The 13,395-nt window shown below is 62.3% G+C and carries 8 protein-coding genes and 3 tRNA genes; 8 read left to right on the plus strand and 3 right to left on the minus strand.

Annotation, left to right across the window (positions count from 1 at the left end; genetic code table 11):
* The first annotated feature begins 359 nt into the window (after positions 1-359).
* From D886_RS0114845 to D886_RS0114855, 3 genes are all read left to right on the plus strand, one after another.
* The gene (locus D886_RS0114845) at positions 360-1,643 is read left to right on the plus strand and encodes an OprD family porin (protein WP_027594676.1); all 1,284 of its coding nucleotides are present in this window, start codon (positions 360-362) and stop codon (positions 1,641-1,643) included.
* 160 nt (positions 1,644-1,803) lie between these two features.
* Positions 1,804-3,519, plus strand: a complete 1,716-nt coding sequence (locus D886_RS0114850) for a proline--tRNA ligase (RefSeq protein ID WP_027594677.1) — start codon at positions 1,804-1,806, stop codon at positions 3,517-3,519.
* Positions 3,520-3,539: 20 nt separating this feature from the next.
* On the plus strand, positions 3,540-4,493 hold the full coding sequence (locus D886_RS0114855; RefSeq protein ID WP_027594678.1) for a hypothetical protein: 954 nt from the start codon (positions 3,540-3,542) through the stop codon (positions 4,491-4,493).
* 28 nt (positions 4,494-4,521) lie between these two features.
* On the opposite strand, the gene dinB is transcribed toward D886_RS0114855, so the two are convergent.
* On the minus strand, positions 4,522-5,580 hold the full coding sequence (gene dinB, locus D886_RS0114860) for a DNA polymerase IV (protein ID WP_177323896.1): 1,059 nt from the start codon (positions 5,578-5,580) through the stop codon (positions 4,522-4,524).
* 221 nt (positions 5,581-5,801) lie between these two features.
* Here dinB and D886_RS0114865 point away from each other — a divergent pair.
* From D886_RS0114865 to D886_RS0114885, 5 genes are all read left to right on the plus strand, one after another.
* A tRNA-Met gene (locus D886_RS0114865) sits at positions 5,802-5,878 on the plus strand.
* A 134-nt stretch (positions 5,879-6,012) separates the two neighbouring features.
* A tRNA-Met gene (locus D886_RS0114870) sits at positions 6,013-6,089 on the plus strand.
* Positions 6,090-6,222: 133 nt separating this feature from the next.
* Positions 6,223-6,299 (plus strand) — tRNA-Met (locus D886_RS0114875).
* Positions 6,300-6,564: 265 nt separating this feature from the next.
* On the plus strand, positions 6,565-9,207 hold the full coding sequence (mprF, locus tag D886_RS0114880) for a bifunctional lysylphosphatidylglycerol flippase/synthetase MprF (RefSeq protein WP_027594680.1): 2,643 nt from the start codon (positions 6,565-6,567) through the stop codon (positions 9,205-9,207).
* Positions 9,207-10,499, plus strand: a complete 1,293-nt coding sequence (locus tag D886_RS0114885; RefSeq protein WP_027594681.1) for a virulence factor family protein — start codon at positions 9,207-9,209, stop codon at positions 10,497-10,499. The genes mprF and D886_RS0114885 overlap by 1 nt, the downstream gene beginning before the upstream one ends.
* 245 nt (positions 10,500-10,744) lie before the next feature.
* Here D886_RS0114885 and D886_RS0114890 read toward each other — a convergent pair whose 3' ends face one another.
* Both D886_RS0114890 and D886_RS0114895 read right to left on the minus strand, forming a co-directional pair.
* Complete coding sequence (locus D886_RS0114890) at positions 10,745-12,655, minus strand: potassium transporter Kup (protein ID WP_027594682.1); 1,911 nt, start codon at positions 12,653-12,655, stop codon at positions 10,745-10,747.
* A 150-nt stretch (positions 12,656-12,805) separates the two neighbouring features.
* Positions 12,806-13,132, minus strand: coding sequence for a helix-turn-helix domain-containing protein (locus D886_RS0114895; RefSeq protein WP_027594683.1), 327 nt, complete (start codon positions 13,130-13,132; stop codon positions 12,806-12,808).
* Positions 13,133-13,395: the final 263 nt, after the last annotated feature.

Consider the following 13,395-nt stretch of genomic DNA (forward strand, 5'->3'; position numbering starts at 1 on the left):
CCTCTCCCGCCAAGTCGGCACGACATCTGCATCAAGCGATGTACGCAACAAATAACAACAGCCGCTTTGGATACACCAGGGAGTTTCCCTAACCGGAACCTGTAGTTACAGATTCGTTACGGTGACAGGAACAGCGCTGGCGTTGTACGACCCGGGAATCCGGGACGTGATTTGCGACATGGAAATACCTGAAAGCGACATGGCCATAAAGTTCCCGAAACCTTGGATATGCCCATATCGCCAACAACAGTCAGCGTGTTATACATTTCCGCCGACATAACAAGAAAGAGCTGCCCCATATAACTAAAAGACTTGGGCGCAGCGGTACTCTTCCTAAAAAACCAAAGGAGCAAATCACGATGCGCGTGATGAAGTGGAGCATGATCGCCCTGGCCGTTTCGGCAGGGACCTCGCAATTGGCCTTCGCCTCTGCACAAGACGAGTCCAAGGGTTTCATCGAAGACAGCCAGCTGAACGTCAAAACTCGCATGCTGTACTTCAGCCGTGACTTCCGCAACAACCCAGCCGGCACTCAAAGCCGCGTGGAAGAAACCGGCCTTGGTTTCCTCGGCACTTACGAATCGGGCTTCACCCAAGGCACCGTAGGCTTCGGCGTCGACGCCATCGGCATGCTCGGCCTGAAACTGGACAGCGGCAAAGGTCGCGCCGGCACCGGCCTGTTCCCACAAGGCTCCGACGGCCGTTCGCAGGATGATTACTCCGAAGGCGGCGGCGCTGTAAAAATGCGCATCTCCAATACCGTGCTGAAGTTCGGTGACCAGTTCACCGCCATGCCAGTATTCGCCACTGACGACAGCCGCTTGCTGCCGGAAGTTGCCGAAGGCGGCTTGATCACCAGCAACGAGATCAATGGCCTGACCCTGAACGCCGGTCACTTCACCGCCATGAACGCCCAGGCTCAGACCTACCATGACAGCCTGAACCTGACCGAAGCCAACATCTTCGGCGGTACCTACGCGTTCACTGACAGCCTCAGCACCAGCGTTTACTACTCGCACATCGAAGATCACTTCCGTAAGTGGTACGGCAACATCAACTGGGCGCTGCCGATCAGCGACAAGCAAGGCCTGGTGTTCGACTTCAACATCTATGACACCAAGTCGATCGGCGCCAACCGTACCGGTGCATTCGTCACCAAGTCCGACGGCACCAACGAGCTCGACAACATCGCAGCCAGCTTGTCGGCTGCCTACAACATCGGCGCCCACACCTTCACCCTGGCCTACCAGAAAGTCAGCGGCGACGGTGACTACGCCTACGGCGTGGACGGCGGCGGTACCGTGTTCCTGGCCAACTCCATCGCCCGTTCCGACTTCAACGCCGAAGACGAGAAATCCTGGCAGGCTCGCTACGACCTGAACTTCGCCGAGTTCGGCGTACCAGGCCTGACCTTCATGACCCGTTACGCACGCGGTACCGGTGCAACCACCCGCACCACCGACGACGGTAAGGAATGGGAACGCGACGTAGACGTCAAGTACGTCATGCAGAGCGGCCCAGCGAAAGACCTGAGCTTCCGCGTCCGCCAGGCCACCTACCGCTCCAGCGACGGTGTGTACTACGGTTCGAGCTCGATCGACGAACTGCGTCTGATCGTCGAGTACCCGCTGAGCATCCTGTAAGCCTGGCTTGCAGTGCCCCGCACTTGAAAAAGCCCGGCGATCACGCCGGGCTTTTTCTTGGCTGACAAGTGTCACGCCCTGGGGCATCCTGTACGCCTTCGTTTCGCCCCCGTACAATGCGGGGTCATTTCAACGTCTTAGGCAATCGACACGGCCCACCATGCGCACCAGTCAATATTTGCTCGCCACCCAGAAAGAAACCCCTGCCGACGCAGTGGTCATCAGCCACCAGCTCATGCTGCGCGCCGGCATGATCCGCAAACTGGCCTCTGGCCTGTACACCTGGCTGCCGATGGGCTTGCGAGTGATGCGCAAGGTCGAAGCCGTTGTGCGCGAGGAAATGAACGCCGCCGGCGCCCTGGAAGTGCTGATGCCCAGCATCCAGCCCGCCGAACTGTGGCAGGAATCCGGCCGTTGGGAGCAGTACGGCCCAGAGCTGCTGCGCCTGAAAGACCGCCACAACCGCGACTTCTGCGTCGGCCCGACCCACGAAGAAGTCATTACCGACCTGGCCCGTAACGAGCTGTCCAGCTATAAACAGCTGCCGCTCAACATGTACCAGATCCAGACCAAATTCCGTGATGAGATCCGCCCACGCTTCGGCTTGATGCGCGGCCGCGAGTTCATCATGAAGGACGCCTACTCCTTCCATGCCGACCAGGCTTCCCTGCAGGAAACCTACGACCGCATGCACCAGGCGTACAGCAACGTCTTTACCCGCCTGGGCCTGGACTTCCGCCCTGTGCAAGCCGACACCGGCTCCATCGGTGGCAGCTACTCGCACGAATTCCACGTGCTGGCCGAATCCGGTGAAGACGATGTGATCTTCAGCGACAGCTCCGATTACGCTGCCAACATCGAGAAGGCCGAGGCCATCCCGCGTGAAACCGTGCGCCCTGCCCCTTCCGAGGAGCTGCGCCTGGTCGACACGCCGGACGCCAAGACCATCGCCCAACTGGTCGAAAACTTCGGCCTGCCGATCGAGAAGACCGTCAAGACCCTGATCGTGCGCGGCGCCGAAGAAGGCAAGCTGATTGCCCTGATCGTCCGTGGCGACCACGAGCTCAACGAAATCAAGGCCACCAAGCTGGAACAGGTTGCCGACCCGCTGGTCATGGCGACCGAAGCTGAACTGCGCGACGCCATCGGCGCCGGTGCAGGCTCGCTCGGCCCGCTGAACCTGCCACTGGAATGCATCATCGACCGTTCGGTTGCCCTGATGAGCGACTTCGGCATCGGCGCCAACATCGATGACAAGCACTACTTCGGCGTCAACTGGGAGCGCGACCTGCCGGTTCCGCAAGTCGCCGACCTGCGCAACGTCGTCGAAGGCGACCCAAGCCCAGACGGCCAGGGCACCCTGGTGATCAAGCGCGGCATCGAAGTGGGCCACATCTTCCAGCTCGGCACCAAGTACAGCGAGGCACTCAAGTGCCAGGTACTGGGCGAGAACGGCAAGCCTGTCGTGTTGTCCATGGGTTGCTATGGCATTGGCGTGTCCCGCGTGGTCGCCGCCGCCATCGAACAGAGCTACGACGACAAAGGCATCATCTGGAACGACGCCCTGGCGCCTTTCCAGATCGCCCTGGTGCCGCTGCGCTATGAAACCGACGTGGTTCGCGAAGCGACCGACAAGCTGTACGCCGAACTGACTGCCGCCGGCTTCGAAGTGCTGCTGGATGACCGCGACAAGAAGACCAGCCCAGGCATCAAGTTTGCCGACATGGAGCTGATCGGCATTCCGCACCGCATCGTCGTCAGTGACCGCGGCCTGGCCGAAGGCAACCTGGAATACAAGCACCGCACCGAACAGGATGCTCAAGCGCTGCCACTCAATGAAGTGCTGTCGTTCCTGCAGGCCCGCGTTCGCCGCTGATAATCAATGCACGAGTGATCATGTCCAAGCGAAGTACCTTTCCCCTGGGGGGCGCCGCACTGTGCGGCGCCCTGCTCATCAGCGGCTGCGCCAACCAGATGTCCCAGCGCAGCGAGCACGAGGAGCGCGTCGAGCGAAAACTGCTCGAACACAGTCTGCAGATCGATGTCGGCGAGCCGAAGGTGATGGAGCTGCCGCAACGACGTGTGCGCGTGCATGAGCTGAAGCGCTTCGAAGTCACCGAGTTCGAAGTTACCCGGCGCTACGACCGCTACACGCCCTACCAGCCTTGGCGGGAGATCTACGAGATCCCACTGGGTGCGGTGGCTGTCGTAGCGGGCGTGGGTGCCAACGTGGTCAACGTGTTCGCCTTGGGCAACCTGCCTGAAAGCGTGACCCACGACTGGCTCAGCTACGGCGTGGCGGGGCTTAACCCGTTCATGAACGTGCAGTCCAACGGTCGCGCCCAGCAGAACCTTGCCGGGATCAGCGAAGTGCAGAAGGACCAGCGCGAGGAGTCCACCAGCCTGCCCTGGAGCGAGCGCCTGGTCGAAGTCAAGGCCGGCAAACTCACCCACGAGCTGACCACCGACAGAAACGGCGTGCTGCGCCTGAACCTGCTCGACAGCCCGTTCTCCGAGCAAAACCTCAACCACATTGGCACCCTGCACCTGCAGGTGGTCGATGAGGACAATGCGGTGCGCGGTGACGCCAGCCTGCTGGTCAGCGCCACGCTGCGCAACAAGCTGCTTGAAGCGCACGAGCTGATCTTCGACGACCTGGAAGACGATGATGTCAGCCAGTGGGTGCACAGGGTCAAACGCCTGTCCGAACTGGGCCTGGAAGAGGAAGCCAGTGAAATGGAGCAGAGCCTGATCGAGCTGACGCGCAACGATCCGGAACTGCAGCAGGAATTCCTGCAATCCCTGACCAAGGCCACCGGGCGGCTGGTAGCTGACCCAGGCGTGCAATAAATGAAAGGGGCCGCTTAGCGGCCCTTGTTCATTTAGGTGGGAACAGCTCCAGTTGCTCATGCGCACCGCGCAAATCCCGCAACCTTACCCCGACCCCCAACAAGCGCACCGGCTTGTCACCCCGCGCGAAGGCCTTCTTCATTAATTGCCGGTAACTTTCCAGGTCCCTGCCTGCCCCCGCCTGCTCCATCGTCGTCTGGCTGAAGTCATGGAACTTGACCTTCACGAAAGGCTTGTCCGGCCGGTAGCTGCTGTCCATGCGGGCAATGCGTTCATTAAGGCTGTCGAGCAACGCGGGAAGACGCTCCAGGCAACTGGCCAGGTCCGGCAGATCGGTATCGTAGGTATTTTCCACGCTGACCGATTGCCTGCGGCTGTCATTGTGCACAGCACGCTCATCAACCCCCCGCGCCAGCCCCCAAAGCCGCTCACCAAAACTGCCGAACTCACGCACCAGGGCCAGGCGGGACCACTCGCGCAGGTCCAGGCAGGTATCGATACCCAAGCGCGCCAGCTTGTCCGCCGTGACCTTGCCCACCCCGTGCAACCGGGCGACGGGCAAGGCCGCGACAAACGCCTCGACCTCCCCCGGAGTGATGACGAACAGGCCATTGGGCTTACGCCAGTCACTGGCGATCTTGGCCAGGAACTTGTTGGGGGCGACACCCGCCGACACCGTGATATGCAGGGTACGGGCGACGCGCCGGCGAATGTCCTCGGCAATCCGTGTCGCGCTACCGGCGTACCATTGGCTGTCGCTGACATCCAGGTAGGCTTCATCCAGCGACAAGGGTTCGATCAGCTCGGTGTAATCGCGAAAAATGGCGTGAATCTCACGCGATGCCTCGCGATAGGCTTCAAAACGGGGTTTGACGATCAACAAGTCAGGGCACAGCTTGAGCGCATGGCGCGAGGACATGGCCGAGCGCACGCCATAGGCACGGGCTTCATAGTTGCAGGTGGCGATGACCCCGCGGTGGTCGGCCGACCCACCGACCGCCATGGGCCGACCGGCCAGGCGCGGGTCATCACGCATCTCGATCGCGGCGTAGAAGCAATCGCAGTCGACATGGATGATCTTGCGCAAGGACATGGATGACCGTCAGTACTGTAGATTCATACAGATAGTATCGCATGGCCCCTCTGGCGCAACAGCCTGCACGGCGCATCCCTCGACAATTGGCCTGCAAGGCCCGGCGCGCCTGCCCCGCGCGCCTTGCTCAAACGCTAAGGGTTTGAACGAAAAAGGGTTTTCTTGGAATAATGCTTGACATAGGGCGGGAAATCCGTAGAATTCGATCTCACAGGCGCGGGATGGAGCAGCCTGGTAGCTCGTCGGGCTCATAACCCGAAGGTCGTCGGTTCAAATCCGGCTCCCGCAACCAGATTCGAGAAAAGGCCACTGTTAACGCAGTGGCCTTTTTCTTTGGCTTCGAAAAAGTCATTGTGGAAAATTGACGATAAATCAAGAGCTAACGCTTGACACACTGTCAATAAACTGTAGAATCCGCCCCACAGACGCGGGATGGAGCAGTCTGGTAGCTCGTCGGGCTCATAACCCGAAGGTCGTCGGTTCAAATCCGGCTCCCGCAACCAAACAAAGAGAAGGCCACTGTTAACGCAGTGGCCTTTTTCTTTGCATCGAAAATGATCCAGAAGAAAAAAGGTTGAGAAATCAACAATTAACGCTTTACACAGATTCAACAAGCTGTAGAATGCGCACCTCTGACGCGGGATGGAGCAGTCTGGTAGCTCGTCGGGCTCATAACCCGAAGGTCGTCGGTTCAAATCCGGCTCCCGCAACCATATTCGTCAGAACAAACCCCGCCTGTGTAACAGCAGCGCGGGGTTTGTTGTTTTATGGCCCCACGGTTTCCACCGCCACGGCACCAAGCTGCCACTCGCCTGCCCCTCAGGCTTGAGATACCCCTCTCAGGATGAACTATCTTTAACCCGGCCAGAACGCTGAAAGCGCCTGTGCACGGAGTACTATTGGATACGTTTTCCTAAGGGACTTTCACTTGGCCGCACCTCTCCCCTACCTCGCGCTGCCGGCTCGGGGTACCAATCGATGACTTCCCACAACCCTGAACCTCCGGTGCCCCTCGCATCGGCGCTACCGACTGCTGCGCAGCGCCTGCCCATGATCGAGCGCTTGAGCCGCTATCGTCAGCCCATTGGCCTGGCGGTGACGCTGGTGCTGTTCGCCATGGCGCTGGTTGCCTGCCGCCACCTGCTGAGCGAGCTGGACATCTATGCACTGCACGATGCCATGCTCAGCGTGCCGACGCAGTCGTTGCTCGGTGCGTTGCTGGCGACGGTCGTCGGGTTCGTGATCCTGCTGGGGTACGAATGGTCGGCCAGCCGCTATGCCGGCGTGAAACTGCCCGCGAGCAGCCTGGTCCTGGGCGGCTTCAGCGCCTTCGCCATCGGTAACGCCATCGGCCTGTCGATGCTGTCGGGTGGTTCGGTACGCTACCGCCTGTATGCACGCCGGGGCCTTGGGGCTGCCGAAGTCGCGCGGATGACCGTTTTTGCCAGCCTGTCGCTGGGGTGTGCGTTGCCGCCCCTGGCTGCCTTGGCGACCTTGAGCGATCTACCCGCCGCCTCCACGGCGCTGGGCCTTTCGCCGAGCCTGTTGGCGGGTATCGCAGCTGCTGTACTGGTGCTGTTTGCAGTGTTGGTGATCGGGCTCTATCGCAGGCGCCTGGCCGAACAACCCGTGGCCGATAACCTGTTGGTGCAACTGGGCCGCCGCACGCTGCGCCTGCCGGGTGCCCGCCTGGCTGCACTGCAATTGCTGATCACTGCCTTGGACGTGGCCGCCGCAGCCACCGTGCTGTACCTGCTGCTGCCCGAAGCACCGCCCTTTGGCGCGTTCATCCTGGTGTACCTGCTGGCCTTGGCCGCTGGCGTGCTCAGCCATGTACCCGGCGGTGTCGGGGTGTTCGAGGCGATCTTGCTGGCAGCCTTTGCCGACCAGTTGGGCGCCGCGCCACTGGCAGCAGCCTTGTTGCTGTATCGCCTGATCTACGTGGTATTGCCGCTGCTGCTGGCCTGCGTGCTGTTGTTGGCCAACGAGGCACGGCGCCTGCTGTTCGCGCAACAGGCGATCAAGGTGGCTTCAGGGCTGGCCGCGCCGGTGCTGTCGATCCTGGTGTTCCTGTCCGGCGTCGTGCTGCTGTTCTCCGGTGCCACGCCGGAGATCGACACGCGCCTGGAGCACATGGGATTTCTGGTGCCCCATCGCCTGATCGATGCCTCGCACTTCGGCGCCAGCCTGATCGGCGTGCTCTGCCTGCTGTTGGCCCAAGGGCTGCGCCGGCGCCTGTCGGCGGCCTGGCTGCTGACCACCACATTGCTGCTGGTCGGTGCCTTGCTGTCGCTGCTCAAAGGCTTTGACTGGGAAGAAGCGTGCCTGCTCACGTTCACCGCCGCCCTGCTTGCCCTGTTCCGCCGCTCCTTCTACCGCCCCAGCCGCTTGCTGGAGCTGCCCTTCTCGCCGGTATTCCTGGTGGCCAGCGCCTGCGTGGTGGGTGCTTCGGTGTGGCTGCTGCTGTTTGCCTACCAGGATGTGCCCTACAGCCACCAGCTGTGGTGGCAGTTCACCTTGGATGCCGATGCCCCGCGCGGCCTGCGGGCAGCCATGGGCAGCGCCGTGCTGCTGGTGGCCGTGGCCCTGACCTGGCTGCTGCGCACCGCACCGCCGGTCATCCACCTGCCCGATGACGAAGAGCTGCAACGCGCCAACCGCATTCTGCTGGCGTCCGACCAGCCCGATGGCGGCCTGGCGCTGACGGGGGACAAGGCCTTGCTGTTCCACCCACGCGACAACGCCTTCCTGATGTATGCCCGTCGCGGTCGCAGCCTGGTGGCCCTGTATGACCCGATCGGCCCCGCACAGGAGCGCGCCGAGATGATCTGGCAGTTCCGTGACCTGTGCGACCTGCACCACGCCCGGCCGGTGTTCTATCAGGTGCGCGCAGAGAACCTGCCCTTCTATATGGACATTGGCCTGACCGCTCTCAAGCTGGGCGAGGAAGCCCGGGTCGACCTGCGCCGTTTCGACCTCGACGCCAAGGGCAAGGAGATGAAGGACCTGCGCTACACCTGGAACCGTGGCGGCCGTGACGGCCTTAGCCTGGAGATCCATGAGCCCGGTCACGCCCCACTGGCAGAGCTCAAGGAAATCTCCGATGCCTGGCTCAGCGGCAAGAACGTGCGCGAGAAAGGCTTCTCGCTCGGGCGCTTCAGCCCCGAGTACCTGCAGCATTTCCGGATTGCCCTGATTCGCTTCCAGGGCCGGCCCGTGGCGTTTGCCAACCTGCTGGAAACCCACAGCAACGAGCTGGCCAGCCTCGACCTGATGCGGGCCCACCCAGAAGCGCCGAAGCTGACCATGGAATTCATGATGATCGGCCTGATCCTGCACTACAAAAGCCATGACTACGGCCGTTTCAGCCTGGGTATGGTCCCGCTTTCCGGGTTGCAGCCAAGGCGTGGCGCGCCGTTGACCCAACGCCTGGGCTCAATGGTGTTCCGCCGCGGCGAACAGCTCTACAACTTCCAGGGGCTTCGACGCTTCAAGGACAAGTTCCAACCGGACTGGGAACCCCGTTACATGGCTGTGCCAGCAGGGCTCGACCCGCTGGTGGCACTGGCCGACACTGCCGCCCTGATTGCTGGCGGCCTGACTGGATTGGTGAAACGCTGATGATCCGACGCTATTGGCTGTACCTGGTGATTGCACTGCTGCTGGCCGCCCTTGGCGGGGCCGCGGCCTTCTGGCTATGGACGCGCCCGGCCCCCGAGGCGCGCCTTGAGCAATTGACCCTGAATGACACCCACATCACCCGTGTCACCCCTGGCGTGCACGCCAAAGCCCGGGTCGCCATCGGCGTCCCCCAGGACCAGGCCCTGACCGACAAGCAGTTGCTGGACCTGAGCCAGGCCGGGGAAGCCCAGCTGGTGCAGGTGATCCTGCCGCCTAGCGACTGCAGCAAGCAGCAGCAAGCGCTGGACCTGGCAGTGACCCAGCTCGCCGAGAAACCGACCCTGGTAGCCGGCATCGGCCCGGGTGCGGCACAAGCCTGGCGCTGGCTGGCCGCACAGACTGACGACAAGGCGCGGGCCATTTCCGTCGACTTCACCCTGGAGCAACCCGGCTGCCAGGCCACGCTGCCCAAGTCGGCGGCCCACGGCCACTGGAACGTCGCCTGGAACGACAACCCAGATGACGCCAGCGCGGCCTTCGTGCGCGACCAGGCCAACGCCGAAACCAGCATCAGCGACTACGACATCCACTTGCCCCAGGTACTCAAATCGCAGCTGACCCAAGCCTTGGTCGGGCATGACGGCAACGCCCTGGCCATCCCGGTGGTCGAGGTGCCGGCTGGGCAAACCACCGACACCGTCACCCTGTTCCTGTCCGGGGATGGTGGCTGGCGCGACCTGGACCGGGACGTGGCCGGGGAAATGGCCAAGCTGGGCTACCCGGTGGTCGGTATCGACACCCTGCGCTATTACTGGCAACACAAGACCCCGGAACAGAGCGCCGCTGACCTGTCGGAACTGATGCAGCACTATCGTCAGAAATGGGGTACCAAGCGCTTTGTATTGACCGGCTATTCGTTTGGCGCTGACGTGCTGCCCGCCATCTACAACCGCCTGCCGGCCGAAGACCAGCAACGCATCGACGCGGTGATGCTGCTGGCCTTCGCCCGCAGCGGCAGCTTCGAGATCGAGGTCGAGGGCTGGCTGGGCAAAGAAGGCCAGGAGGCGCCAACCGGCCCAGAAATGGCCAAGCTGCCAGCGTCCAAAGTGGTGTGCGTCTACGGCGTGGAAGAGACCGACGAAAGCGGCTGCACCGACAAGACGGCCGTCGGTGAGCGACTGAAGCTACCGGGGGGGCACCACTTCGATGAGAACTACCCCGCGCTGGCCAAGCGCCTGATCGGCGAGATCGAGACGCGCCAGGGCAAGTCGAGCGTGGCGGAGCAGAACTGATAGAAAGGGGCCGCCATGCGGCCCAATCGCCGGCAAGCCGGCTCCCACCCGAACTCTGTAGCCTCCAAGTCTAGCGCCGCACCTGTGGGAGCGGGCTTGCCTGCGAAGAGCCCGGAACAAGCACCACAAGACAGTTGCTCCCACAGGAAGTGTGCAGCGCTTGAGGGCGCTGTTGAACCTGTGGGAGTCGGCTTGCCGGCGATGAGGGCAGAACGGGCTGCGCAATTCCAGCAGCCCGACCTGGCTCAGATCTCGACCTGGGTCCCCAGCTCGATCACCCGGTTCAACGGTAGATTGAAGAAGCGCAGATTGCCGTTGGCGTTCTTCAGCAGAAACGCAAACAGGTTCCCGCGCCAGCGCGACATGCCCTCCAGCCGCGACGCAATGACGGTTTCGCGGCTAAGGAAGTACGTCGTGCGCATCGGGCTGAAATCCAGGTCTTCCAGGTGGCACAGCTTCAACGCCGCTGGCACGTCCGGCTCGTCCATGAAGCCAAAGTGCAACAGCACGCGGAAGAACCCGTCGCCATAGGCCTCCACCTCGAAACGCTCCTGCTCCGGTACCCGTGGCTGGTCCTCGCTGACCACCGTCAGCAGCACCACCTGGCTGTGCAGCACCTGGTTGTGCAACATGTTGTGCAGCAGCGCATGGGGCACGGCGTCGGGGCGCGCCGTCAGGAACACCGCCGTCCCTTCAACCCGGTGCGGCGGCTGGATGCGGATGCTGCTGATGAACACCGGCAGCGGCAGCGCGCCTTCATCGATGCGCTCGACAAGAATCTGCTTGCCGCGCTTCCAGGTGCTCATCAACAGGAACAACACGCCGCCCGCCAACACCGGGAAGGCCCCGCCCTGCACGATCTTCGGCACGTTGGCGGCGAAGAACAGCCCGTCCACGAACAAAAAGCCCAGCAGAATCGGCACTGCCAGCACCGGCGGCCATTTCCACAACAGCAGCATCACCGACGACACCAAGATGGTGGTCATCAGCATGGTGCCGGTGACCGCCACACCATAGGCCGCGGCCAGGGCGCCGGACGATTCAAAACCGATGACCAGCAACACCACACCGACCATCAACGTCCAGTTCACCGCACCGATGTAGATCTGCCCCTGTTCATCGCTGGACGTGTGCTGGATCTGCATGCGCGGTATGTAGCCCAGCTGGATGGCTTGGCGCGTCAGGGAGAAGGCCCCGGAAATCACGGCTTGCGAGGCGATCACCGTGGCCATGGTCGCCAACCCCACCAGCGGCAGCAACGCCCAGGACGGTGCCAGCAGGTAGAAGGGGTTGCGCGCCGCCTCCGGGTTTTGCAGCAGTATTGCACCCTGGCCAAAGTAGTTGAGCACCAGCGCCGGCAGCACCAGGGCGAACCAGGCGCGGGCAATCGGCTTGCGGCCGAAGTGGCCCATGTCGGCGTACAGCGCCTCGGCACCGGTCAGCGCCAGCACCACGGCACCAAGAATGGCCACGCCCATGCCGGGGTGAACAATGAAGAAGTTCACCGCCCAACCGGGGTTGAATGCCCTGAGCACTTCAGGGCTTTGCGAGATGCCATGCACCCCCAAGGCCCCCAGCACCACGAACCAGGCCACCATGATCGGGCCAAACAGCTTGCCGATCTTGTCGGTGCCATGCTTTTGCACCAGGAACAGCGCAACCAGCACCACCAGCGAGATGGGCACCACCCAGTGATCGATGCCGTCGAAAGCCAGGCCCATGCCCTCGACCGCCGACAGGACCGACACCGCCGGGGTGATCATGCTGTCGCCATAGAACAGCGAAGCGCCGATCAGCCCGCAGATGACCATCAGCGTACGCAGCCGCGGATGGGCCGCCGTGGCCCGCCGCGCCAGCGCGGTAAGCGCCATGGTGCCGCCCTCGCCCTGGTTGTCGGCACGCAGGATGAACATCACGTATTTGAACGACACCACCCACAGCAGCGACCAGAGGATCAGCGACAGGATCCCCAGCACACCGTCATGGTTGACCGGCACGCCATAGCCACCGGTAAAGACTTCTTTGAGCGTATACAGCGGGCTGGTGCCGATATCGCCATAGACCACCCCGACCGCCGCCACGAGCAGGCCCAGCGACCGCGTCGCACCCTGCTTCCCCTCGTGCCCGCCTTCGGCATGACTGCTTGCCTGAACCATCGACCACTCCCGCAGACGGCCCTCTCGGCCGATAGAATTCACCCCCACGCCAGGGCATGGCAGATACCCGGACGCAACGGCGCGAAGCATAGCGCAGCGTTCGTCGTATTTCTTCCTGTGGCGCTGATGGGCTCGCCTGGAGTGTTAGGGCTAAAGGTCCAGCGACTGCATAGGAATGCCCAGCGCTGCGGCAATCTTCTCGCGAGTAGCCTTGCGCGGACGCTCTGCGGCCTCTTGCTGGGCATAGGCAGACTGAGAAATGCCCAGCCGTTGCGCAACTTCTGCCTGTGTCAGGTCCAGATGCCTGCGCCACGCAGCTATGGCAGTCAGGCCCTCTTTCACCATGTACCCCACGACTTCATTCGGGACCAGGTCTTCTTGGGGACGACTGGCAATGTAGTCGGCGTATGGCAGGACGACGAACGCAGGGCGGCCATCCGCGCCGTTGATAATCTGCACGTTAGTAGGTGTGTTCATCGCGCTTTTTGACCTCCTCGATGGTGTTCATATCCGCCCCGTTCCCCATAAGCGGATTATAAGACTTCAATAAGCCTTAACAAGTGATTAATGGCGCGGCACAGAGCGACTGACGATATAGGCAGTGCCGGGCCGCCGCGCAACACAGCGTTCGTCGTATTTCTGCTAGTCAAGCGACCTTGCGCTCGCTAGAATTGCGCACTTTTTGATCAGAGGCGCCAAAAAGCGCCCGTCAAGATCGCCCCCGTTTCCGGTCGGGCGAC

The sequence above is a fragment of the Pseudomonas sp. LAIL14HWK12:I7 genome (genome assembly GCF_000483465.1).
Classification (GTDB): Bacteria; Pseudomonadota; Gammaproteobacteria; order Pseudomonadales; family Pseudomonadaceae; genus Aquipseudomonas; species Aquipseudomonas kermanshahensis.

Coding starts and splice junctions, on each gene's coding strand:
- D886_RS0114845 (WP_027594676.1), top strand. CDS start 360: ATGCGCGTGATGAAGTGGAGCATGATCGCCCTGGCCGTTTCGGCAGGG.
- D886_RS0114850 (WP_027594677.1), top strand. CDS start 1,804: ATGCGCACCAGTCAATATTTGCTCGCCACCCAGAAAGAAACCCCTGCC.
- D886_RS0114855 (WP_027594678.1), top strand. CDS start 3,540: ATGTCCAAGCGAAGTACCTTTCCCCTGGGGGGCGCCGCACTGTGCGGC.
- mprF (WP_027594680.1), top strand. CDS start 6,565: ATGACTTCCCACAACCCTGAACCTCCGGTGCCCCTCGCATCGGCGCTA.
- D886_RS0114885 (WP_027594681.1), top strand. CDS start 9,207: ATGATCCGACGCTATTGGCTGTACCTGGTGATTGCACTGCTGCTGGCC.
- D886_RS0114890 (WP_027594682.1), bottom strand. CDS start 12,655: ATGGTTCAGGCAAGCAGTCATGCCGAAGGCGGGCACGAGGGGAAGCAG.
- D886_RS0114895 (WP_027594683.1), bottom strand. CDS start 13,132: ATGAACACACCTACTAACGTGCAGATTATCAACGGCGCGGATGGCCGC.